This is a genomic window from Pseudomonas sp. GW821-FHT11D10 (genome assembly GCF_058808435.1).
Genome location: NZ_JBXARR010000009.1, coordinates 260,875 through 286,390, shown reverse-complemented (window position 1 = coordinate 286,390; position 25,516 = coordinate 260,875). Strand labels below are relative to the sequence as shown.

The 25,516-nt window shown below is 64.1% G+C and carries 7 protein-coding genes; all 7 read left to right on the top strand.

From position 1 onward, the window contains the following. Positions 1-160: 160 nt before the first annotated feature. The 7 genes from hchA (at position 161) to AC1RT4_RS24250 (ending at position 25,501) form a co-directional block, all read left to right on the top strand. The gene (gene hchA / locus AC1RT4_RS24280) at positions 161-1,039 is read left to right on the top strand and encodes a glyoxalase III HchA (RefSeq protein WP_493088444.1); all 879 of its coding nucleotides are present in this window, start codon (positions 161-163) and stop codon (positions 1,037-1,039) included. Continuing rightward, positions 1,036-1,755 (top strand): PA1136 family autoinducer-binding transcriptional regulator, encoded by a 720-nt coding sequence (locus AC1RT4_RS24275; RefSeq protein WP_493088442.1) that lies wholly within the window; start codon positions 1,036-1,038, stop codon positions 1,753-1,755. The genes hchA and AC1RT4_RS24275 overlap by 4 nt, the downstream gene beginning before the upstream one ends. 660 nt (positions 1,756-2,415) lie before the next feature. Beyond that, the gene (locus AC1RT4_RS24270) at positions 2,416-11,424 is read left to right on the top strand and encodes a non-ribosomal peptide synthetase (protein ID WP_493088440.1); all 9,009 of its coding nucleotides are present in this window, start codon (positions 2,416-2,418) and stop codon (positions 11,422-11,424) included. Then, complete coding sequence (locus tag AC1RT4_RS24265) at positions 11,421-15,533, top strand: non-ribosomal peptide synthetase (protein ID WP_493088438.1); 4,113 nt, start codon at positions 11,421-11,423, stop codon at positions 15,531-15,533. The genes AC1RT4_RS24270 and AC1RT4_RS24265 overlap by 4 nt, the downstream gene beginning before the upstream one ends. Next, complete coding sequence (locus AC1RT4_RS24260; RefSeq protein ID WP_493088436.1) at positions 15,533-24,616, top strand: amino acid adenylation domain-containing protein; 9,084 nt, start codon at positions 15,533-15,535, stop codon at positions 24,614-24,616. Before AC1RT4_RS24265 ends, AC1RT4_RS24260 begins: the two co-directional genes overlap by 1 nt. Continuing rightward, positions 24,613-25,302 (top strand): hypothetical protein, encoded by a 690-nt coding sequence (locus AC1RT4_RS24255; RefSeq protein ID WP_493088434.1) that lies wholly within the window; start codon positions 24,613-24,615, stop codon positions 25,300-25,302. Before AC1RT4_RS24260 ends, AC1RT4_RS24255 begins: the two co-directional genes overlap by 4 nt. Then, entirely contained in the window at positions 25,295-25,501 is a 207-nt protein-coding gene (locus AC1RT4_RS24250) for an MbtH family protein (protein ID WP_007958563.1), read from the top strand. Before AC1RT4_RS24255 ends, AC1RT4_RS24250 begins: the two co-directional genes overlap by 8 nt. Positions 25,502-25,516: the final 15 nt, after the last annotated feature.

Below are 25,516 nucleotides of genomic sequence, written 5' to 3'. Positions count from 1 at the left end.
CTCCGAAATGATCAATTGCGGGGATTCTGCCATTTAACGACGCTCTTGAGGGTTTGCAGGTTCCCGGGCATGTCCTCGTTGAGGGAAAACCCTCATTGCCGGAACACCGTCGCGTTACTAGCATGGGTCTCGGCAATCGACCCATTCGATGGAGAGCACCATGGCTACCACGCAGACTGACGACAAGCGCCCAACCCCCGATCCGGCCGAGGACAACGCGTTTTTCCCCTCGCCGTATTCCCTCAGCCAGTTCACTTCGCCCAAATCCGATCTCAGTGATGCCGAGTACCCCGATCGCTACAAGGGCGGGCGCTGGAAGGTCCTGATGATCGGCGCGGACGAGCGCTATCTGTTGACCGACAACGGCACGATGTTCTCCACGGGCAATCACCCGGTTGAAACCTTGCTGCCGATGTATCACCTGGACAAGGCCGGTTTCGGCTTCGACGTCGCGACGCTGTCGGGCAATCCGGTCAAGTTCGAATTCTGGGCCATGCCCTCCGAAGACGCCGAAGTGAAGGGCTTCTACGAGCAATACCGCGATCAGTTCAAGCGTCCGCTCAAGCTGTCTCAGGTGATCGAGGAAGCGCTGGGCGAGGACTCGGATTACATCGGCGTGTTCATTCCCGGCGGGCACGGCGCGCTGATCGGCCTGCCGGAAAGCGAGGATGTGAAAAAGGTCCTGCAATGGGCCGTCGCCAAGGACAAATTCGTCATCACCCTGTGCCACGGCCCGGCGGCGTTGCTGGCGGCCGGCCTCGGTGAAACAAAGGAATCGTGCATCTTCAATGGCTACCGGATCTGCGCGTTTCCCGATGCCCTGGACGCGACAACCCCTGACATCGGGTACATGCCCGGCCACCTGACCTGGAAGTTCGGCGAGCAGTTGCAGGCGCTCGGTGTGGAAATCACCAACCAGGGCATTTCCGGGGCGACGCTTCAGGATCGCAAACTGCTGACCGGTGACAGTCCGCTGGCGGGCAACGCGCTGGGCAAACTGGCGGCGGCCGCGCTCCTGAAAGAGGTCACCTCGGGGTGAGCCCCGGACCTGCCGAAGCACTCTTGCGTGCCGCCCTCGATATCGAGGCGGCGCCCACGCTGGTGGCAATCCAGAAGGCCGTCCGCAGTTTCGCGGGGGGCTATGGTTATGATCGATTCGTCCTGTTCTCCGCCACCTCGGTGTCGGAGGACGTGGTCGAGCGGATTTACTGGGTGGAAGGCGACTGGTTCGGCGACGGCATCGCTGTCGACGCCCAGACCTACGTTCAGCGCTGCCCCGTGACTCGCCACCTGCTGGACACCCGCGAATCCTTCTTCTGGAGCAAAGTGCAGGAGGAGAGCGGCGAACTCTATCGAGTCGTTCGCCTGCCAAGCGGCCCGGGCGTGCATGGCTTGCAGATTCCGGTCTTCGGCCCGCAGGGGCTTGAAGGCGCGATGAGTCTGGGTGGCGAACAGATCGATGCCTCGGCACGGGTTCGTCTGGCGCTGGGCATGCTTGCCTCGGTGGCGTTTCATTCCGCACGACGCTTGCTCGAAGCGCCGCTGGATGAGACGGCCGGAAAACTCTCGACCCGCGAGCGCGAAGTACTGGCGTGGGTCGCTGCCGGTCGCAGGCAGGCCGACATTGCCGCCACCCTCGGCTTGTCCGGGCGCACGGTGGAGAATCACCTGCGTTCGGCTCGCCGACATCTGGGCGTGGCCACCACCGCCCAGGCCATCAAAATTGCCATTCGCAAGGGTGAAATAAAGGGGTGAAAACCGGACGCACAGCGAACGCTTAAGGGCGTGGTGCATGGCCGGCGCGATGTTTTTCGGCTCCCGTCGTCTCAACGTGGCCGTGGCCTGCGTTTGCGCATTTTTGACATTCACGGCTCTTTGCCACCGTCACAATGACGTAGGAAACAGCTGATATTTATTTCACCGAATTCCTACATTTCGTTTGCCTCTCCAGCAAAAAACGTGGTTATTATCCGCCGGCGCTTCGGGTCACAAACCCGGCGCCAGAAGATTGCCGTGCGTCTACAGACCCGGCAGTCGCAGCCGATCGGGACCACCCTGGCGCTGTCATCCCCGCGCAGGTTGTTCCTCGTCGTTGACCCTCAAATGGAAGTCGAGGTTTCAATTGGTCACGCGGTTTGCAATCGACGATGCAATGAACGGTGCGACGGATGTCGCCAGTGATTCAGCCCACTTTCCCGCTGCCTGCGCCGACCGCGCGGCGGTGTTCTTCTCCAGCCTGTCTCCCCCCGGATTTCTGCGTGTGCCCGCGTTCAACGCGAGTCTGCACGCGCGCGCCGCGCCATCCTCCTGAATTCGAATGACCGTGCCGGCACCTGATGCCGGGGCCTGACTGGCAGGGCGCGTGCTGTCCCTGCCTGATCACAAAAATAATGTAGTCATGGACGGTAGCCTCCGATGCTCGACAACACTTCCTTGCGTGGGACGAATCCCGCGCAGCCCGACGTTTGCTCCCTGAAACCGTTCGATGCGGACCTGTGCGTGCACGGTCTGTTTGAAGCGCAGGTGCTGCGCAATCCCGAGGCCGTCGCCGCGCGCTGGCAGCAGGAGGCGCTCAGTTACCGTGAACTGAACACCCGCGCCAATCGGCTGGCCCATCACCTGCGCAACCTCGGGGTTGGGCCGGACGTGCGGGTCGGGCTGTGTCTGGAGCGTTCGCTGGAGATGTTGGTTGGCGTACTCGCGGTGCTCAAGGCCGGCGGCGCCTATGTGCCGCTGGATCCGGCCTATCCGCAGGCGCGGCTGGCGCACATGCTGGCCGACAGCGCACCGCCGGTGGTGCTGACTCATGGCCCGGCGCGCGATGTTTTGCGGGCGGCGCTCGAACAGTCGGCGACTGCACCGACAGTGCTGGATCTGGCCGACGCCCATGATTGGTCTTCGCTCCCGGCAGACAACCCCGACCCTCACGCAATCGGCCTGACACCCCGACATCTGGCTTACGTGATCTACACCTCCGGCTCCACCGGCACCCCGAAAGGCGTGATGGTCGAGCATCGCGGACTGGTCGCCGTGAGCGCCGACTGGGCGCAGATCTATGCTCTGGGCGAGCCAATCAACCACCTGCAGATGGCTGGTTTTTCCTTCGACGTGTTCAGCGCCGACCTGATCCGTGCGCTGGGTTTTGGCGGCACGCTGGTGCTCTGCCCACGGGACACCCTGATGGACCCACCGGCCCTGTATCGCCTGATGCGCGAGGCGCAGATTGGTTTTGCCGACTTCGTGCCGGCGCTGCTCAATCCGCTGCTGGCGTGGGTCGAAGAGACCGGCCACGACCTGTCGTTCCTGCGCACCGTGGTCTGCGGCTCCGACATCTGGACCGCCCACAGCGCGCGGCAATTGCGCAGGCTGTGCGGTGATCGCGTGCAGATCGTCCAGGCCTATGGCGTGACCGAAGCGAGCATCGACAGCACCTGTTTTGAGTTCACCGAAAACAGCCAGATCGACGCGGTGCTGCCCATCGGCCGGGCACTGCCCCATACCCGGATTTACCTGCTCGATGCTGACGGCAAACCGGTTGCCGAAGGTGTTGCGGGCGAGCTGTACATCGGCGGCGTCGGCGTGGCGCGCGGTTATCTGAACCTGCCACAACTGACCGCCGAACGTTTCCTCGACAGCCCGTTCGTGGCGGGCGAACGCCTTTACCGGACCGGGGATCTGGCGCGTTACCGGGCCGACGGTCAACTGGAATTCCTCGGCCGCAACGACTCCCAGGCCAAGTTGCGCGGCCTGCGTCTGGAACTGGGGGAAATCGAAACCCGGCTGGCGGACATCCCGGGCGTGCGGGAAAGCGTGGTGCTGTTGCGCCAGGACAGTCCGGGTGAAGCACGTCTGGTCGCCTACTACTGTGAAAAACCAGACACCACTTTGAGCCCGCGCTCACTGCGCGAACAGCTGCAAGTCAGCCTGCCGGATTACATGGTGCCGACCGCATTCGTGCGTCTCGACGCATTGCCGCTGACCGCTAACGGCAAGGTCGATCGGCCAAATCTGCCGGCGCCGGACGTCGAGGCGTTCGATCAGCAGGAATACCAGGCGCCACAAGGCTCGCTGGAAACCGCGCTCGCCTCGATCTGGGCCGACGTGCTCGGTGTCGAGCGGGTCGGGCGTCAGGATCAGTTCTTCGCCCTCGGCGGTCACTCGCTGCTGGTGATGCGGGTGCTGGCGCAGGTTCGCCATACGCTGGGGCTGGAAGTGGCGCCTTCGACGCTGTTTGCCGCGCCGGTTCTGGCGGAGTTCGCCGAACGGCTGCAAGCCAGTCAGGCTGCGGCTTGCCCAGCCATCACGGCCCTTGAACGCACGGGCGCGCAAACGTTGTCGTCTGCCCAGCAGCGCCAGTGGTTTCTGGCGCAAATAGAGGGGGGCAACGCGGCGTATCACATGCCGTTGAACCTGCGTTTGCGCGGTTCGCTGGATGTGCCGGCACTGGAACGCAGCTTCAACCAACTGGTGGCGCGCCATGCTGCACTGCGCACGACGTTCATCGCTGTTGAAGGGGAAGGGCGGCAGTTGGTTTCGCCGCCGGCGCACAGCATCCGGCTTACGGTGACTGACGTGCAGGGGCACGATGCGCAAGCGCGACTGAGCCGGTTGATCGACGAGGAGGGCGCCAGACCCTTCGACCTGAGCCGGGGCCCGCTGATGCGGGTCAGCCTGCTGCGGCTGGCGGCGGATGAGCATGTGTTGCTGCTGACCCAGCACCACATCATCTCCGACGGCTGGTCGATGGGCGTACTCACCCGCGAGCTCGGTCAGTTGTACGCAGCGGCGTTGCTGGATCGCGACGAGCCGCTGCCGCCCTTGCCCGTGCAGTACGTGGATTACGCGGTGTGGCAAAAGCAGTGGCTGACCGGCGACATACTGGAGCAGCAAAGCCGTTACTGGCGTGAAACCCTCACGGGCGCGCCGGTATTGCTGGAATTGCCGACCGATCACAAGCGTCCGCCCGTGCAGGATTACCTCGGCGGTTTTGTCCCGCTGGTCTTTGACGCCACCCTGACCACAGGCCTGAAAGCATTGGGCATGCAGCAAGGCACCACGCTGTTCATGAATTTGCTGGCCGGTTTTTCGCTGCTGCTGTCGCGCCTGTCGGGACAGAACGATGTGGTGATCGGCGTGCCATCGGCCAACCGTCCGCAGCAGGAACTGGAAGGGCTGATCGGATTCTTCGTCAACACCCTCGCGTTGCGCATGACTCAGTCCGGAACGCCGTCAGTGGCGCAATGGCTGCAACAGGCGCGGCAGGTGGCGCTGGACGCTCAGGAACATCAGGACCTGCCGTTCGAGCAAGTGGTGGAATTGCTCAACCCGCCGCGCAGTCTGGCCCACAGTCCGCTGTTCCAGGTGCTGTTTGCCTGGGAGCAGGATCAGGATTCCGACCTGCTGCTGACCGGGCTCGACGTTACGCCTGTCGAGAGCAGTCATCACGTGGCCAAGTTCGATCTGCAACTGGCGCTCCATGAGCGAGACGGGCAGATCGTCGGCGGTCTGGAATATGCCTCGGGCCTGTTCGAGCGCGGCACCGTCGAGCAGTTCGGCGAGTACCTGCGTCGGGTACTGACGCAGATGGTCGAGGACAGCCAGCAGTCGCTGGCGAGGATCAAGCTGCTGAGCGCCGAGCAACACCAGCAGATCGTTCATGACTGGAACCGCACCGCGCGGGATACCGCGTCGTTGCCCGGTTGCGTGGCGCGTTTTGAAACCCTTGCCCGGCAAACACCCGACGCCGTGGCGCTGCTCGCCGACCGTGAGCAACTGAGCTACAGCGACCTGAATCGCGCCGCCAACCGCCTCGCGCATTACCTGATCAAACAAGGCGTCGGCCCCGAACATCGCGTCGGCCTGTGCCTGGAACGTTCGCCGCAAATGGTCATCGGCCTGCTGGCGATTCTCAAGGCCGGCGCGGCGTACGTGCCGTTCGACCCGGCTTACCCGAGCGAACGTCTGGCGTTCATGTTCAGCGATGCCACGCCGACCCTGCTGCTGACCCAGTCGAGCCTGACGGCCGGGCTGCCGGCCAACGAGGCGAAGATCTGCTGCCTGGACACTGACGCAGCTCAATGGGCGCAACACCCGACTGATGATCCGCACGTCTCGGTGAGCCCGGAAAACCTCGGCTACGTGCTCTACACCTCCGGCTCCACCGGGCGCCCGAAAGGCGTGGCCCACAGCCGTCGTGCGCTGGACAACCTGATTGCCTGGCAGCTCGATCAAGCCACGGCACCGCAGCGCGTGCTGCAATTCGCCTCGCTGAACTTCGACGTCTCGTTCCAGGAAATCTGCAGCACGCTCTGCCAGGGCGGCAGCCTGTTGCTGATGACCGAGGACAGCCGCAAGGACCTCGCCGCGCTGCGCCCGACCCTGGTGGCCGAAGGCGTGCAGCGGGCGTTCCTGCCATTTGCCGTGTTGCAGCAACTCGCCGGCCTGACCGAGGTTGATGCACCGATGCCGTCCGGTGGCTGCGAGATCATCACCGCCGGTGAAGTCCTGCAAATCAATGACGAGCTGCGCGGTTTTGTCCGTGGGCTCGGGGGCGCGCAGTTGCATAACCAGTACGGGCCGACCGAAACCCATGTGGTCAGCCAGTTCAGCCTCGACTGCAACGAGGCCGAGTTCTGGCCGGACGCGCCGCCCATCGGTCGTCCCATCGCCAATGCGCGGCTGTACGTGCTGGACGAGCACTTGAATCCGGTCCCGGTCGGCGTGGCGGGCGAGTTGTACATCGCTGGCGCCTGCCTGGCCCGTGGGTATCTGAACCGCCCGGACCTGACCGCCGAACGCTTCCTGCCGGACCCGTTCAGCGCCGAACCGGGCGCGCGAATGTACCGCAGCGGCGACCTCGCGAAATTCCAGGCCGACGGCAACGTGCAGTACCTGGGACGCATCGACCAACAGGTGAAACTGCGCGGCTTTCGCATCGAACTCGGCGAGATCGACAGCCTGTTGCATCAACAACCCGGCGTGCAGGAAGCCGCCGTGTTGCTGCGTGAAGACGTGGCCGGGGACAAGCGTCTGGTGGCCTATGTGGTCGGCTCCGCGACCAGTGAATCCCTGCGCGCCGAACTGCAACGCCAGTTGCCCGAACACATGATCCCGAGCGCCTGGGTCCGTCTCTCGCAACTGCCGCTGACCCGCAACGGCAAGCTCGACCGACAGGCGCTGCCGGCACCGGAACGCAGCGCCGGGGCGACCTACGAGGCGCCGCGCAACGACACCGAACGGCAAATGGCCGAGATCTGGGCCGAAGTGCTCAAGTGCGAGCGGGTCGGCATCCACGACAACTTCTTCGACCTTGGCGGCCACTCGCTGCTGGCGACGCGGATGATCTACGCGATCAACCAGCGGATGGGCGCGCAGCTGTCCCTGAGCAGCCTGTTCCAGACTTCGGTGTTGCTGGATCTGGCGGCGCAGGTTTCGCGTGAAGATCAGAGCATCGAACCGGCGTTCATCCAGATCGAACCAGATCGCGGTAATCGGCATGAGCCATTCCCCCTGACCGATATCCAGCAAGCCTACTGGTTCGGTCGCGAGGCCACGGTCAGCCTCGGTGGCGTCAGCGCCCACGGCTACGAAGAACTGCGCATTCCCGACTTCGACGCCGAGCGTTTCGAACAAGCCTTGAACCGCATGATCCTGCGCCACGACATGCTGCGCGTGGTGTTCCTCAGCGACGGCACGCAACAGGTGCTGGCGCAGGTGCCGACCTATCGCATGCCCCGCAGCGATCTGCGCGGTTTGCCCGCCGATGTGGCGCAGCGCACGCTGGAAGCGACACGCGAGCGCCAGTCCCATCAGGTGCTGGACGCCAGTCGCTGGCCGCTGTTCGAGTTCAGCCTGTCGTTGCTCGATGACGGCATTACCCATCTGCATATCAGTCTCGATGCGCTGATCGTCGATGCCGCGAGCACGCAGATTCTCGCCCGCGAACTGATGGCGTTCTACGTCGATCCGACGCTGGAGATGACGGAACCGGGCCTGACTTTCCGCGACTACGTATTGGCCGAACAGCAACTGCGCAACGGTCGCCGCTACGAGCAGGCGCTGAGCTATTGGCGCGAACGAGTGACTACTTTGGCCCCGGCGCCAGACCTGCCATTGATGCGCCAACCCGAAAGCATCGCCAACCCGCACTTCACCCGTCGCGACCGCGACATGTCGGCCGCGCAGTGGACGCAGCTCAAATCCGTCGCCAAACAGTTTGCGGTGACGCCGTCGGTGATGCTGCTGACCGCGTTCAGCGAAGTGCTGGCGCTGTGGAGCCGCACGCCGCGGTTCACTCTGAGCCTGCCGCTGTTCAACCGCATGCCGCTGCACCCGGACGTCGATGAAATCATCGGCGACTTCACCTCGCTGGTGTTGCTGGAAGTCGGCATCGACGGAACAAAAACCTTTACCGACAAGGCCCGCGCCGTGCAGGCGCAACTGTGGCGCGACATCGACCATTCGGTGGTCAGCGGTGTGCGGGTGCTGCGCGAGTTGTCCCAGGCCCGGGGCGTGCAGCAGACAGCGATGCCGATCGTGTTCAACAGCACGTTGTCGGAAGCGGCGCCGGAGCTGGCCGAATTCAACCTCGCCGACGCGTTGAACGCCAGGCACATGCACAGCATCACCCAGACCCCGCAAGTGTGGCTCGACCACACGTTGCTGGAGCTGGAAGGACGCCTGCTGTTCAACTGGGACAGCATCGACGAACTGTTCCCGCAAGGGATGATCGAGCAGATGTTCGTCGCCTATAACGCGCTGCTCGACAGCCTTTGCGAACCGGCAGCCTGGGGCGCAAACACGTCACAACTGCTGCCGCAGGCACAGTTGCCGGCGCCGGTCGACCATCAGCAAACATTGCCGTTGATGCACGAACTGTTCGAGCGCCAGGCCCTCGCCACACCGGATGCATTGGCGGTGATCGGCACGCGACAGCTGACGTACGCCCAGCTGCGCGACGAGGCCCGGCAACTCGGCGCCCGACTACAAGCGCAGGGTGTACTGCCGAACCGGTTGGTCGCAGTGGTGATGGAGCGCGGCTGGGAACAAGTAGTCGCGACCCTGGCGATTCTGTACGCCGGCGGCGCTTACCTGCCCATCGAACCGACTCAGCCGGCGGAACGGCTGCGGCATATTCTGGAGCGGGCCGAGGCGAGTCTGGCCCTGACCCAACCGGCGCTGCTCGACAAACTCGAATGGCCGGCGCAGGTCACGACCATTGCGGTGAGCGATGAAGTCTCAAACGATGTCTTGCCACTGCAATCGGTGCAGGTGAACGAAAGCGACCTCGCGTACGTGATCTACACCTCCGGCTCCACCGGTCAGCCGAAAGGCGTGGTGATCGACCATCGCGGCGCAGTCAACACCTTGCTAGACATCAACCGGCGCTTTGCTGTCGGCCCGAACGACCATGTATTGGCGATCTCGTCGCTGAGCTTCGACCTGTCGGTCTATGACTTCTTCGGCACGTTGGCGGTGGGCGCGGCGGTGGTCATCCTCGACCCGCAACTGACCCTCGATCCGGCGCACTGGCTGGCGTTGATCGAACGTCATCACGTCAGCCTGTGGAACTCGGTGCCGGCGCTGCTCGGCATGCTGGTCGAGTACGTGGAGGGCGAGGGCGGTGTGCTGCCTGCCAGTCTGCGGGTGGCGATGCTGTCCGGCGACTGGATTCCGTTGACCCTGCCCGAGCGGGCCTGGGCTTTGCAGCCGGACTTGCAGTTGATCAGCCTGGGCGGCGCCACCGAAGCGTCGATCTGGTCGATCTCTTATCCGGTGACGCACGTCGACCCGACCTGGCGCAGCATTCCCTACGGCAAGGCCCTCGATCATCAACGTTTCTACGTGCTGGATGAAGCGCTGCAAGTGCGCCCGACCTGGGTCGCGGGGCAGCTGTACATCGGCGGCATCGGTCTGGCGAAAGGTTACTGGCGCGATGAAAAACTCAGCGCGGGCAGTTTCTTCGATCATCCAGTGACCGGCGAACGGCTTTATCGCACCGGCGACCTGGGGCGTTTGCTGCCGGACGGCAACATCGAATTCCTCGGTCGGGAAGACAATCAGGTCAAAGTCCAGGGCTATCGCATCGAGCTGGGCGAGATCGAAGCCGCGCTCAATCGCCATCCCGGCGTGCAGAGCGCGGTGGTGCGGATTCTTGGCAGCACGCTGGGCGAGAAGCGTCTGGCGGGCTACGTGCTCAAGGCCGACCCGGCGTTGCAGGCCAGTGATTTCAGCGCGTACCTGAGCGACAAACTGCCGGCCTACATGATTCCGTCGTCATTCACGTTCGTCGAGGCCTGGCCGTTGTCGTCCAACGGCAAGGTCGACAAGAAACGCCTGCCGGAACCGGAGCAAATCGAGGAGCAAGGTCCGGCGCTGGAAGTCGAGGGCCCGCAGGAACAGCGGCTGGTGGAGATCGTGCAGGACGTGCTCAAGCGCGAATCCATCGCCGCCAACGCCAACCTGCTGAACCTCGGCGCGACTTCGATCGATATCGTCCGGATCAGCAACGCCTTGTCCGGCGCCTTGCAGTTCCGCCCGCACGTGGCGCAACTGCTGGCCCAGCCGACGCTGCTGCACCTGCTCGGCATGTACCGCCGGAACCGGGCGCGTCAGGATCTGCTCGGCAACGTGCAGCAGGCACCGGAGCCCGTGCAGGACATCATCGAAGATCCGCAGCAGCGGGCGCAGTTCAAGGCCGAACAGCGTGGGCGCCGCGACTTCGCTCAAGCCTTGCCGGCAGTGGCACTGGATCTGCCGCAGGATCCGGCCTTCGCCCGGCGTTTGAGCGATTACCGCTCGGTGCGCCAATACGATCTGCAACCGATCGCTACCCAGGCCTTCGCGCACGTACTGGCGGCGCTGGCCCAGGGGCAGCTCGACGGCGAGGTGAAATACCAGTTTCCGTCGGCGGGCGGCCTATATCCGATTCAGGCGTACCTCTACGTCAAAGCGAATCGCGTGCTCGGCGTGCCCGGTGGCGCGTATTACTACGATCCCCGCCAGCATCGTTTGCTGGCGCTCCAGAGCGGATTGCTCGACCCGGACACCTACGACTATTTCGTCAATCGCCCGGTGTACGAGAACGCCGCGTTCTCGCTGTTTTTCATCGCCGACATGGCCGCGATCCGCCCGTTGTATGGCGAGCGCAGCCGCGATTTCTGCCACATCGAAAGCGGGGCCATGGCCCAGTTGCTGAGCATGACTGCCGTCGAGCACGGGCTGGGTCTGTGCGGCATCGGCTCGGTCGAGGAACAGCAACTGACGACGCTGTTCGACCTCGGGCCGAGCCATGAATTGATCTACTCGATGATCGGCGGGCTGCGCACGGCCGATGAACAACACCGCGCGCCGGTCGAGGCGTTTGCCAACGAGCCTGTGACCGCAAGCCTGGACGACGAAGACATGGAGGAGTTCGAAGTATGAATGCCGATCAATTGCTGGCGTTGTTCGCTCGCCATGGCGTGGTGCTCGAGGTGGACGGTGACAGGCTGCGCTGCAAGGCGCCGCGTGGGTTTCTCACCGAAGAGCTGACCCAGGCGCTCAAGCGTCATAAACAGGAACTGATTGCCTTGCTCGGCGGGCACGATGACGCGGTGATTCCCCGCCGTGTTGGCGCGCAGGAGTCCTGGCCGTTGTCGTTCTCGCAGCGTCAACTGTGGTTTCTCGATCAACTGGAGCCCGGCAACCCGTTCTACAACGTGCCCACCGCTGTGACGCTCAAAGGGCAGCTGGACGTAGCGCAGCTGGAACGGGCGATGAATCAACTGGTGGCCCGCCACGAAGTCCTGCGCACGACGTTTGGCAGTGTGGACGGTGAACCGCGTCAGGTGGTGCACCCGTCGATGGCGCTGTCGTTGTCGGTGACGGATCTGCGCCAATTGCCTGCCGACGAGCGTGAGCAGCAAGTGCGATTCGCCGTCGAACAGGATGCCCGGGCGCCGTTCGATCTGGCCACCGGCCCATTGCTGCGGGCGTCATTACTGCGCGTGGCCGACGACGAATTCCTATGGCTGTACAGCGTGCATCACATCATCGCCGACGGCTGGTCGATGGGCGTGATCCTGCATGAAGTCGCCACGTTGTACGGCGATTATCTGTGTGGTGAAAACCCGACGCTTGCGCCGCTGCCGGTGCAATACGCCGACTACGCCTGCTGGCAGCAACAGCGCGTCGGCGGTGCTGTGCTGGACGCTCAGCTCGATTACTGGCGTCGTACGCTGGCCGACGCACCACTGTTGTCGACCATGCCCGCCGACCGGCCGCGCCCGCTGGTGCAGCGTTATGTCGGCGCCACATTCAGTTCCTCCGTCGATGGCGGCACCTTGCGCGAACTCACGGCGCTGGCCCGTCAGACTCAAGGCACGCTGTTCAACGTGCTGCTGGGCGCATTGGCGGTGCTGCTGTGGCGCCACAGCGGTCAGCAGGATCTGTGCATCGGCACGCCGTTCGCCAACCGCAATCGTCCGGAAGTCGAGCCGCTGATCGGTCATTTCGTCAACACGCTGGTACTGCGTCAGCGCCTGAATCCGCAGCAGACCTTCGCCGAACTGCTGCGTGAAGTGCGCGGCCAGATGCTCGACGTCCACGCCCACCAGGACGTGCCGTTCGACCGTGTGGTCGAAGCCGTCAACCCGCAGCGCGATCCCGGTCATTCGCCGTTGTTCCAGGTGATGCTGGTGCTGCAGAACACGCCGGGCAACATAGTGCAGATGCCCGGTCTGGAGCTGGCGCCGTACGGTACCAGCAGCGCCACGGCCAAGTTCGATCTGGCGTTCGAATGGGTCGAGCGGGCAGGGCGGCTGGACTTGCTGGTGGAATACAACACCGACCTCTACGACCTCGCGACGATCCAACGCCTGAGCGGACACTACCGCCACTTGCTCGAACAGATCGCCGCCGACGCCAAGCAACCGATCAATGCCTTGCCGTTGATGGACGAAGCTGAGCGTCAGCAGGTGCTGGTCGACTTCAACCGCACCGCACCACTGACGCAAGCGGCGCCCTGCGTGCATCAACTGGTCGAAGCGCAGGCTGCGAGCAACCCTCAGGCCTGCGCAGTGGTCTTCGAGGGCGAATCCCTGAGCTACACCGAACTCAATGCCCGGGCCAACCGACTGGCGCGGCATTTGCGCACCTTGGGCGTCGGCCCGGACGTGCGCGTCGCGGTGTGCATCGAGCGTTCGCTGGAATTGCCGGTGGCGCTGCTGGCAGTGCTCAAGGCCGGCGGCGCCTACGTGCCGCTGGATCCGGATTACCCGCTGGGACGCCTGAGCCATATGCTCGGCGACAGCACGCCGGCGGTGCTGCTGACCCTCGGTTCGGCGCACGGAATCTTGCGTCAGGCCGTGCAAGGCTCGAACTGGGAAGCGCCGATTCTCGACCTCGAAAAAGATGCTGCGAGCTGGGCGTCGTTGCCGGCGGACAATCTCGATCCACGCAATGTCGGCGTCACCTCTGACCATCTCGCCTACGTGATCTACACCTCCGGCACCACCGGATTGCCCAAGGGCGCGATGGTCGCCCACCGTGGCTTGAGCAATCTGCTGCTGTGGTGTTTGCAGGTCTGCGGCGAAGCGGGGGCGATGCTGCACAAGATCCCGTTCGGTTTCGACGCCTCGGCGTGGGAGACGTTCTGGCCGCTGGCAACCGGCGGACGGCTGGTGATCGCGCGGCCCGGCGGGCATTACGAACCGGCGTATCTGGCCCGCGAGGTGCGCGAGCAAAAGGTCACGGCGCTGGTGTTCGTGCCGGCGATGTTGCAGCTGTTTCTGGAGGTCGACGAGGTCAGCCAGTGTGCGTCGCTGACCGATGTGTTCAGCGGCGGCGGTGAACTGCCGCCAGCGCTGGCGCGGCGTTTTCAGGAGCGTCTGCCCCATGCGCGGCTGCACAACGTCTACGGCCCGACCGAAACCACGGTGATCAACAGCATCTGGACCCTTGAGCCGGGCGCCGACGTGCCGGCCCGGCAACTGCCGATCGGCCGGCCGATTTCCAACAACCGCTTTTATGTTCTCGATGACCGCGATGAGCCGGTGCCGGTGGGCGTGACCGGGCATCTGCACATTGGCGGCGTGGGCGTGGCCCGAGGGTATCTGGGGCTGGCGCAGCTGAGTGCCGAGCGCTTTATCGACAATCCGTTCGTGGCAGGTGATCGGCTCTATCGCAGCGGCGATCTGGCGCGTTACCGCCCGGACGGTCAGCTGGAATTTCTCGGGCGCAACGACTTTCAGGTCAAGTTGCGCGGCGTTCGCCTGGAGCTGGGCGAGATCGAAGCCCGGCTCGAAGCGTTTCCCGGTATCCGCAGCGCCGTGGTGTTGATGGTCGGTGAAGCGGCGCAGGATCAGCGGCTGGTGGCCTGTTGCGTGGTGGCAGAGCCCGTGGACGAAGCAGCGGTGCACGCCCATCTGGCGACGACGTTGCCCAGAGCGGTGATCCCCGGCAGCTATCTGTGGCTCGACGCCTTGCCGCTGACCACCAACGGCAAGGTTGATCGCGCCGCGCTGACCGCGTTGGCGGACGAAGAAATGGTCAACCGTCAGGTCAACCTGAGCAGCCCGCGCGATCACATCGAACTGGCGCTGTACCAGATCTGGAAAAGCCTGTTGCTGGCGCCACAGATTGGCATTCGCGACAACTTCTTCAATGTCGGCGGCACCTCCATCGCCGCGATCAAGATGGCCCATGAAATCAGCCAGCAGTTTGCGGTCGAAGTGCCGGTGCGCGTGGTGCTCAGTTACCCGACCATCGAAGCCTTGGGCGGCTGGCTGCGGGTCGGGGCCAATCCGGCGCTGGCCCAGAGCAACCTGATCGAATTCCGTCGCGGCAGCGGTCCGCACAACGTGGTGTGCATTCACCCGGCGGGCGGCACGGCGTTCTGTTACCTGTCGCTGGCCAAGGTGCTGCCGGATGAAACCGGCGTTTACGGGGTGCAATCGCCGGGGCTGAATCCGGGGGAGCGCACCGAGCCGACGGTCGAAGCGATGGCCGAGGCTTACTTGCGCCAGATCGAACCGCTGACGCAGCAACCGCTGATTCTTACCGGACTGTCGTTCGGCGGTCTGGTGGCCTATGAAATGGCGCGGCGGTTGACGGCGGCGGGGCATCGTCAGGTGACGGTGGTGCTGCTCGACACCCAAGGCAGCGACGATCCGGGTTTCCGCGAGCAGATCGGCACCGTGGACATGGCCGAGTTCCGCGACAAACTGGTGCGTTTCAACGGCATGTACCCCGGCATCGAAGACGCCCAGGTCGAACGCTACTTCAACATCTACAACCACAACCGCCTGGCCATGGCCGCCTATGAGTGCGCGCCGCGCGCTTGTCGCGTGGTGCTGATTCAGGCGCGGGAAGATTTCAGTCGCCATCAGTTGCATGAACTGCGCGGTTTCTGGCGTCGCCGTGCGGGCCGCGGTTATCTGGCGAAACTGGTCAGCGGCGGGCACTGGGACATGCTCGAAAGCGCGGAAATCCATCGGGTCTCGCAAATCATCCGTCAGGAGCTGCAACGCTTCGACGCGCAGGAGGCGAAATGATGAGTGCGTCCAAAGACATGCCGTTGCTAGTGCGTTTCGCCGAGCAAGTGCGGGGTAATCCGCAAGCTCCGGCGGTGATCGATCAGTCGGTCACGCTGTCTTACGCGGAACTGGCCAGCGCCAGCGAACGTATCGCCCGAGGGTTGCTGGCGCGCGGTGTCGAACCCGGCCAGTCGCTGGCGTTGTGTATGCCGCGTTGTTGGCAATGGCTGGCGGCGATTCTCGGCGCGTTGAAGGTCGGTGCAGTGGTGGTGCCGCTGGACCGGGCGAGCCCGCGTAAACGCCGGGAATTGATGCTGGCGGATGCGGCGTGTGTCGGCCGGATTACCCTGGATGAAGAACCGCTGTGGGCAGCGTCGTTGTGGCAAACCAGCGTCGAGGCCTTGCTCGATCAGCCGGACGCTCCGCCGCAAGCGTTGGCCGCAGACTTCGCCGAGGTGATGTTCCTGTTCTACACCTCGGGCACCACCGGCACGCCGAAAGCGGTCGAGGTGGGCGAGCGCGGCCTGCTGCGGCTGGCGCATACCGACGGCTATATCGAGATTCGCCCGACAGACCGCTTCGCCTGCCTGTCCAACCCGGCGTTCGATGCGTGCAGTTTCGAGCTCTGGGCGCCGCTGCTCAACGGCGGTTGCTGCGTGATGATTGCCGACGAGGACGTGCTGGATGCGCGACGTCTGGCCGAAGTGCTGGAGCGAACGCAGGTCGACAATCTGTTCATGACGGTGTCGCTGTTCAACACCTTGATTGCCGAGTGGCCGTCGTGCTTTTCCAGCGTGCGGCAGGTGCTGATCGGCGGTGAGCAGATCAGTGCCGCCGCTGTTCGTGGTTGGTATCGGGCCAATCCTGAGAGCCGCTGCCGGATTTTCAACGTCTATGGCCCCACCGAATGCACCACGTTTGCCCTGTGCTGGCCGATCAGCCGCGACTTTGCCGGTGACTCGGCGCCCATTGGCCGACCGCTGCCGGACACTGGCGTGCAGGTGCTGGATGACCGGCAACGGCCGGTGCCGGCGGGCGAGGTCGGCGAGCTGTATTTGAGTGGCAGCGGTGTCGCCCGTGGCTATCGCAACCGGCCCGAAGAAACCGCCCGCCAGTTCGTTCGTTTGCCCGACCTCGACGGCGGTGCGCAGGTGCATTACCGCACGGGAGATCTGGTGCGGTGCAATGCCGAAGGCTTGATCGAGTACCTGGGGCGGGTTGATCGGCAGGTGAAGATTCGTGGCTTCCGGATCGAGCCGGGGGAGGTGGAGCAACGGATGCTGGAGTATCCGGGCGTGGCGCAGGTGTATGTCTGCACCCGGCGTCAGGCGGCTGAAGATCATCAGTTGCTGGCGTTCATCGTGCCTCGCGGGGATCTGGACTATCACGCCTTCGAAACCCATCTGCGGGCACAACTGGCGCCGTATATGCGGCCGCATCAGTTGTTTCTTCTGGAACGTCTGCCGCTGACGGCCAATGGCAAGATTGATCGTGATGGGTTGCTGGCCCAAGGTTTGAGTCCGTGGCATCCAGTCCTGGCGGCTACGGATAACGAAAGCGTTTCACCGGCGCTGGACTGGTTGCTGAGTCAGGCCCGCTCGCTGCTCGGTCAAGCGGCCCTGAATGCGCAGGATGACTGGTTGGGCAGCGGCGGCGATTCGCTCAAGGCCATGCGCCTGCGTTCGGCAATTCGTGTTCGTTGGCAGTGCGAGATCGCGCTCGACACGTTGCTCAACGAGCCTTTCTCTTCATTGGCCGAACAACTCACCGGTGAAACGAACTTCGATTCGATCTACCCACCTGCGCCTCGGATCAGCAGCGCCAAACGCCTGCCAGCCACAGCCGAACAGCGCCGCCTGTGGCTGTTGCAGCAACGTTCACCGACCTCGACTGCCTACAGCGTGCCACTGATTCTGCACGTGGCGGCGGGTGTAGATGTTGCGGCATTGGCCGAGGCCGTAGGGCGACTGGTGCAGCGTCATCCTGGGTTGCGCACGGCTTTTGCACCCGGTGCCGATGGACTCGATCAGGTAATCGCCGAGCAGGGTCCGACCTGTCGCACCTTCGCGGTCGGGCATTTCACCGAGGACAATTGGCAGGCCTTCGCCGAACTGGTGTTCACCGCGCCGTTCGACCTGACCACGTCGAACCTGTTTCAGGCCTGGCTGTTGCCGTTTGCTGATGGCAGCTGCCGGTTGTTGCTGAATCTGCATCACATCATCGTCGATGGCTGGTCGGTGAACCTGCTATTCGACGACCTGACGCAGCTTTACACCGATGTCCTGCAAGGCCGCGACTGCCCGCAACCGGCAGCCCGATTGACGACACTGGAGTTTGGCCAGTGGCAGCGCCAGTGGAGCGTTGATCCGCATTATCGCGACCAGCGCCGCACACTCGCCGAGCTGCATCGCCGTCAGGAAGAACCGTCGTCTGCATTGATGCCGATGCGCGAAATCAGCCCGGACGCCCGGTTGCACCGGGAACCCTTGGGCGCTATCCGTAGCGCGGCCCTCGAACGCTTTTGCACCCAACAACGACTGACCCGTTTCGAAGTGCTGTTCAGTGTCTTCGCCTGGAGCCTGTACGCCCTGACCGGCTGCGAGCGGCCACGGATCGCCAGCCCGGTGTCCAACCGGCCGATGGCGGAGTTCGAAGACACGGTCGGCATGTTTGCCAACACCGTGCTGATCCCCACCGCCGTTGAAAACGCATTGCCCCTGAGCGAGCAGTTGCGCAAACAGACCGCTACTGTGCGCGAAGTGCTGGCGTTGCAGGACGTGGCGCTGGCGGATCTGGTGGAAGACCTGCGGCTGTCGTCGAGCCCGTTGCTGTTCGATTTCATGTTCGTGCTGGAGAACACCGATTACGCGGCGCTGACCGATTCGAGCCTGCGCGCTACGCTGGAATTCAACGAGCAGTTGCACGCCAAGTGCCCGCTGACGTTGTTGATGGTGGGCAGCGGTTCGCAGTTGGAATGCTGGTGGGAATATCAGTGCAGCTATTTCGATGCCGAACAGATGCGGGCGGTGAACGGGTTGTTTCGCCGAGGCTTGGACCTGTTGCTGGAAAGCCCGGCGGCCAAGCTTGATGATTTGCTCGGTCCGTATCGACATGGTTTGCCCCCGGCCAGCGAAGGTCCGCAGATTGCGCTGCCGTTCAACACACTGGCGGACGGGTTCGAGCATCAAGTGCATTGCACGCCGGAGGCGGTCGCGCTGGTTCAAGGCCAGCAGCGCCTCAGCTACAGCGAACTGAATACGCGGGCCGATGCTCTGGCGGCAAACCTGATCGAGCGCCATCCGTTGCCGACCGGGAACGCGCCGCTGCATGTCGTGCTGTTCCTCGATGCCTCGGTGGAGCACATCGTCGCCTTGCTGGCGCTGGCCAAACTCAACCTGACCGCCGTGCCGCTGGATCCTGCTTATCCGGTGGCGATCCAGCGTCAGGTACTGGAGCAGGCGCAACCGCATTGTGTGCTGTTCAGCGACGCGACGGCGGCCGCACTGGATGACCTGAACGCCGGACGATTCGCCACGCATCGGGTCGATCTGCACGCCGATTCGGGATCATTCGAACGTCCGCGCCACGCCGGTGAGCGGCCGCTCTACACGCTGTTCACCTCAGGATCGACCGGCACGCCCAAAGGAGTGCAGGTGTCGGAACGCACCCTGTGCAACCTGCTGCAATGGCAGCGCACCGAAGGACAGTTGCCGGCGAAAGCGGTAACGCTGCAGTTCTCGATGCTGTCGTTCGATGTGTCGTTCCAGGAGATTTTCAGCACCCTGTGCGGGGGCGGCTGTTATCACCTGATCACGCCGCGCTGGCGTCAGGATGCCGAGGCGTTGCTGGATTACATGGTCGAGGCGCGGATCGAGCGGCTGTTCCTGCCGTACGTGGCCTTGCAGCATCTGGCGCAAACCGCCGTGGCCCGGGGCATTTACCCGTCGGCGTTGCGTGAGGTGATCACGGCCGGCGAGCAATTGCTCTGCACCGATGCGCTGCGCAACTGGTTCGGCGACATGCCGCAGGCCTCGCTATTCAACCACTATGGCCCGACCGAAACCCACGTGGTCAGCGCCTTGCGCTTGCCGTCCGTGGCGCGGGACTGGCCATTGCGCGCGCCGATCGGCCATGCCGTCGGCAATGCGCGGTTGCTGCTGGTGGATGAGCACGACCGCCCGGTGCCAAACGGCAGTCGCGGCTATCTGCTGGTGGCCGGGCCGATGGTTGCCCGTTGCTATCTGGCTGACGCTGATCTGAATGCCGCGCGGTTTGTCGAGCTGGCAGACGGCTGTTTGTACTACCGCACCGGCGATTTGGCGTGGGCCGATGCCCAGGGCTGCCTGCATTATCTGGGGCGTGACGATCAGCAGATCAAACTCAGCGGCCATCGCCTGGAACTGGGGCAGATCGAGGCGGCGCTGATGCAAGTGCCGGAAGTGGTCAACGCGGTGGTGGCGGTGCAGGCCGATCCGCCACGGCTGATTGCCTGGTTGCAACTCGATGGCCAACCTGCAACCTCGCAATTGCTAGATCGTCAGGTCGCGCGGCGGCTGCCGGCCCATGTGCGAATCGATGAATACCGACGGATCGACCACTGGCCACGCACCCCCAGCGGCAAGATCGACCGCAAGGCCTTGCCGAATCTGGGCGAGGCTTTGGAGCGGCGCAGCACGCCACAACCGGTTGTTCAATTGAATGCGCTGGAGCGGCAACTGAGCGAGTTGTTCCAGGCCGTGATCGGGCGGGACATCGAGCCGGAACAAACCTTCTTCGAGGCCGGCGCCACCAGCCTCGGCCTGATGCGATTGCATGGCCGTTACGCCGAAGAGCTGCCGCACAAGGTGACGATGGCCGATCTGTTCGAACACGTCACGGTGCGGAGTCTGGCGGCGCATCTGTCGACCGCGCCGGTGACAGCGGCGCAGCGTGTACGGCAAACCGATGCAGGTCATCAGCCGATGGCGATCATCGGCATGTCGGTGAATGTGGCCGGGGCGCAGAACCTGTCCGAGTTCTGGGCGATGGTGCAAGGCAATGAGCTGGGCATCGAGCACTTTGCTGCCGAAGAAGGGCTGGTCGGCGCCCGCAGTCAGCTGGCGGGCATGCTCGATTTCGATCCCGAGTACTTCGGCATCAGCCGCCAGGAAGCGCGCCTGATGGACCCGCAACAGCGGCATCTGCTGATGGCGTGTGTGCAGGCCCTGCAACACGCGGCCATCGTTCCGTCGGCGGACGGCCCGCGCATCGGCCTGATCGCCAGTTGCGGCGAAACCACGTACTACCAGCAAATGTTGCGCGAAACTGCGGAAGGCGATTTGCCGGACGGCTTCCAGTTGGCGTTGCACCACGACAAGGATTTTCTGGCGACCAAAGCCGCGTATCACCTGGACCTCAACGGCCCGGCCCTCAGCGTGCAAGCTGCGTGCGGCAGTTCGCTGATCGCGGTGCACCTGGCCAGTTCGATGCTGCGTCAGGGCGACAGTGACTTGATGCTCGCGGCCGGGGTGCTGATCGACCCGACCCTGACCGAGGGCTATCGGCATCGCTCGCAGCACATCTTTTCCGCCGACGGTTTGTGCCGTCCGTTCAGCGACGACGCCAGCGGCACGCTCGGCGCCAGTGGTTACGGCGTCGTGGTGCTCAAACCGTTGGCCAAGGCGCGAGCCGATGGCGACCGAATCTATGCGCTGCTCGAAGGCTCGGCGTTGAACAACGATGGCCGGGCCAAGATGAGTTACACCGCGCCGTCGGTGGCAGGGCAGAGCGCGGTCATCCGCGACGCCTTGAGCCGGGCCGGATTGACCGGTGCCGACATCGGCTACATCGAGGCCCACGGCACCGGCACCTTGCTGGGCGATCCGATCGAGGTCGCGGCGTTGACCAAAGCTTTCGGCGATGCGCCGGCCGGTCATTGCGCGTTGGCCTCGGTGAAAAGCCAGATCGGTCATCTGGGCGCAGCGGCGGGGGTGGTCGGGCTGATTCGCGCCAGCCTCGCGGTGTTCCATGGCGTGCTGCCGCCGAACCTCGGTTTTGGCCGGATCAACCCGCAGATCGATCTGGAGCATTCGCCGTTCTACGTGCCGACCACGTCCCGGCCATGGCCGCAAGGGCGGCGGCGACTGGCCGGTGTCAGCAGTTTCGGGATCGGCGGGACCAATGCGCATGTCATCGTCGGTGCTGCTCCCACGGCGCAGGAAAGTGTCGAGGAAACGTTGCCGCTGCTGATGATCTCGGCCAACAGTCGGGCGGAGTTGCTGCGCGATATCGCGTTGATTCGTGAATATCTGCAAACGAATCCTGAGCAGCAGACCGCGTTGTTGCGGCACTTGCAGTCGGGTCGTCGGCAACTGCGCTGGCGCTTCGCGATGGTCTGCCGGCCGAGTGACGACATTCCGTTGCAGCCAACCTCGATCAAGGAAATCACCGCTTCGGGCGCGCAACTTAAAGTCGTTGATCAATCGCCGCAGGAGCTGCTGGACGCCTGGTACGAAGGCGCGACTATCCAGTGGCCGCAGCGCTCGGCACCGCCGCCCTGGGATTTGCCGCCGTCGTCGTTCGATCTTCAGACGTATCGTTTCCAGGCGCCCGTGGCCACCCAACCTGATGCGCCGGCCCTCGAGCGACAACCGCTGGCGGACTGGTTTCACCAGCGGCAGTGGGTACGCACTCGGCGCTTGAGCGCGGCAGCGACGGCCGGATCCCGAGAAGTGCTGATCCTGTGCAGTCATGAGGTGCCGGAATCGACCTTGCTGGCGAGTCTGAACGCTGTGTACCGACGCGTGATTCAAGTGCGCGCCGGCAATGGCTTCAAGCGCTTGAGCCCGAACCGTTTCGAGCTGGATCCGCTGGACACCGAAGCCTTGAACCGGCTGCTCGCCGAGGTCGCAGAACCTGAACTCGGCGAACTCGACTGGCTGCATGCCTTGCCGCTGGCGGTGTCGGGCGCGGTCAACGAGCAAAGTCTGGATCTGGCGCAGTGGGCCTGTCTGGACACGGTCAGTGCGCTGATGCAGGCCTGGGGGCAAACCCCGCGCACGGCACGTCTGCGGTTGTGGTTGATGTCATGGCAGGCGTGCCCGGTGGACGGCGCGGTTCAGCGTCCCGAGCTGGCAGCGCTGGCCGGCATCACCGAAGTGGTGCCGCAGGAATACCCGGTGCGTTGCCATTGGCTGGATTTGCCGTCGTCACGCCTAGAAACGCAGGCCGCAGTGTTGGCGGTATTGCTGGCCGATCCTCCGTCGTTGCCTCGGCGAATGGCGGTGCGCGACGGTTACCTCTGGCAGCCACGCTTGATGCCTCAGCCATTGACCGGCCCAACAACCACATCAGGGCTTCTGCCGGAAGACTGCACGTTTCTGGTGCTGGGCGGCAGCGGCGGCATCGGCCGCACCTTGTGCGAACACTTGCTACAGGCACCCGCGCGCCGTGTGGTGCTGATCTCGCGCCAAGGGCAGTTACCTGAGTCACTGGCGGCGTACGCGTCGCGGATCGAGTGCATTCAAGCAGACATCGCCGACCTGCCGCGCTGGCCGCAGATCCTCGATCAACTGGCCGTTCGTTACGGTCGCCTGAGCGGGGTGATTCATGCGGCGGGTGTCGGTGCGGGCAGCCTGATTCGCCACCGCGATGCCCGGCAAATGGCCGAGGCGATGGCCGCTAAAACTCGCGGCATGCTGGCGGTCGAAGCCTTGATCGAGCACCTGAAACCGGGTTTTGTCCTGTACTGCTCGTCGATGTCGGCGCTGTTCGGCGGCGCGGGGCATCTGGATTACGCGGCGGCCAGCGGGGTGCTCGATGGCTTCACCCACTATCGTCCGAATCCGGCCGACACCTGCCTGCGTTTGGGGATCAACTGGGACATCTGGCGCGACATCGGCATGGCCACCACCAGCAACGGTGGAGACGCCGCGCATCTGGAGCATCTGACGGTCGGTCTCTCGGCGGAAGAGGGCTGTCGGGTGTTCGATCTGGCGATGGCGACGCAGTTGCCGCAACTGCTGATCTCCACCACGGGCATCGACATGGCGCGGCGGTTTTATCCGGTTCGCCATGGTGCTGTGACCGCGCCGGTCGAGGCGCCGAAGGGCGTGGATCTGTCGGCGCGCTTGCGTGAGTGCCTGTGCAAGTGGCTCGGTGTGGCCGAGCTGGCAGACGACGATTCGCTGTACGACCTGGGCGCGGATTCGCTGACACTGCTCGACCTGATCGACGAACTGCAAGCGGCCACCGGCGAGTTGTTCCAGCTGTCGCAATTCAGCCACAAGGTCAGCTTGAACGAGGTGCTGGGGCTGGTCTCGACTGCCACGGTTGAAGAGGCTCCCCTCGGTTGGCACGACGCTGTGCGGATCGATCAATGGCATGCCGGTGCCGGCCGCGATTGGCTGTACCTGATCCACCCGGTGGGCGGCGATGTTCAGGCCTATCGGGAGCTGGTCTCGGCGCTGCCGGCGGAGTTGGGCGTATGCGTGATCGCCGACCCGACGCTGCGTCTGCCGCAGTTGCCGAACATCAGCGTGGAGGAACGTGCACTCTGGTATCTGGCGGCGATCAAGGCCCACCTTCCGCACGGCTGCGCGTGGCGGCTGGCAGGCTGGTCCTTCGGCGCATGGGTGGCGCAGGCGCTGTGTCATCAGGCCCAGGCTGACGGTTTCAGGCAGCCGTCGTTGTACCTGATCGACCCGCCCGCGCCGGATGCCGGTGCGGAACTGGCCGGCATCGACGAGCAGACCATCGAGCAGGTGTTCCAGCGCGAGTTTGCCCAGCGCTGGCCGGCGGTCGAAGGGCAGGGCATGGTTGAGGAACGTCAGGCGTATCTGCAACGGCTGACGGTGTGCTGCCGCAACAACATGACCAGCATGCTCGACTTCCAGCCGCCGGCGCTGGCGACCACAGCGGTGCGACTGTTCATCGCCGGGCACGCCAATCCTTACGGGCTCGGCAACGCCTGGAACCCGGATGACCTGCAACGCAACTGGCAGGCCTTGCTGCCGCAACTGCGCAGCTGGCAAACCGTGGACACCGATCACTACGGCATTGTGGCGGGCCGCTGGGCGCGGTTGCTGGCCGAAGTCATCGGTACGGATGAGCCTTCGCCATGAATGAACCGATCTTGATGCCGCGATGGTGGCTGACCTTGACTCAGGTGTTGTGTGAAGGCGAACCGGACGAGGCTTTGCGTCTGCGTTTGAGCCGATTCCACGGGCAGGTGCCGTTTCAGCTGTTTCATCTCTGGCAGGCCGACGTGGTCATGCCGATGCTGTGCGAAGCCTTGCCGGAACACCAGCAGGCCCTGTTCGCTCTGCAAAGTCTGCATCAGCGAGCGGCGCTCGGCGTGATCGGGCGTCAGGGCGAATGGCGGGCCGCGCTCAAACCGGTGTTGCTGGCGCTGTACCGCAAGGCTTATGCCTACGATGCGGCGTACGCCAAGGCCCACGCCAGTGCGCTGACCTACGGCCTTGCGCCAGCCAACAGCGCCATGATTGCCGAGCACTTTGGCGATGCCGAGGCGTTCGCCGAGTACTACGCGCAACTGAATACCGAGGCCGCTGCCACCGCATTTGCCCAGGCTCATGCCAGCGCCAACGCCGAAGTGTCGGCCCGGGCCTTCGCGGCCGACGACGCAGAAACCTGCGGGCAGATTTGCGCGGCATCCGTACGGGTTTACGTCGGGGCCTGCACGCAGAGCGACGAACAGCGGCATGCTGCATTCAACCATCTCGCCACCGGGCTCGAGCGAAGCCTGGCCACGCTGCAATCCCGTTCAACAGGAGAACGACATGAATGACGCACAACTGCAATTCGATGTGGTGATCAACGCCCAGGGTCAGTATTCCCTGTGGCCGGCGGGCAAGCCGATGGCCAGCGGCTGGAGCGAAGCGGGGATGCGTGGCGAACGCCAAATCTGTCTCGATTACATCAACGAACACTGGATCGACATGCGCCCGCGTTCGCTACGCGAGCAGTCATCAGCGTCGTTCCAATAAGAAAGGTGAGGGAAC

Excerpts from the sequence above, each read along its gene's own strand:
- hchA (WP_493088444.1), top strand. The coding sequence starts at position 161 with ATGGCTACCACGCAGACTGACGACAAGCGCCCAACCCCCGATCCGGCC.
- AC1RT4_RS24265 (WP_493088438.1), top strand. The coding sequence starts at position 11,421 with ATGAATGCCGATCAATTGCTGGCGTTGTTCGCTCGCCATGGCGTGGTG.
- AC1RT4_RS24270 (WP_493088440.1), top strand. The coding sequence starts at position 2,416 with ATGCTCGACAACACTTCCTTGCGTGGGACGAATCCCGCGCAGCCCGAC.
- AC1RT4_RS24260 (WP_493088436.1), top strand. The coding sequence starts at position 15,533 with ATGAGTGCGTCCAAAGACATGCCGTTGCTAGTGCGTTTCGCCGAGCAA.
- AC1RT4_RS24255 (WP_493088434.1), top strand. The coding sequence starts at position 24,613 with ATGAATGAACCGATCTTGATGCCGCGATGGTGGCTGACCTTGACTCAG.
- AC1RT4_RS24250 (WP_007958563.1), top strand. The coding sequence starts at position 25,295 with ATGAATGACGCACAACTGCAATTCGATGTGGTGATCAACGCCCAGGGT.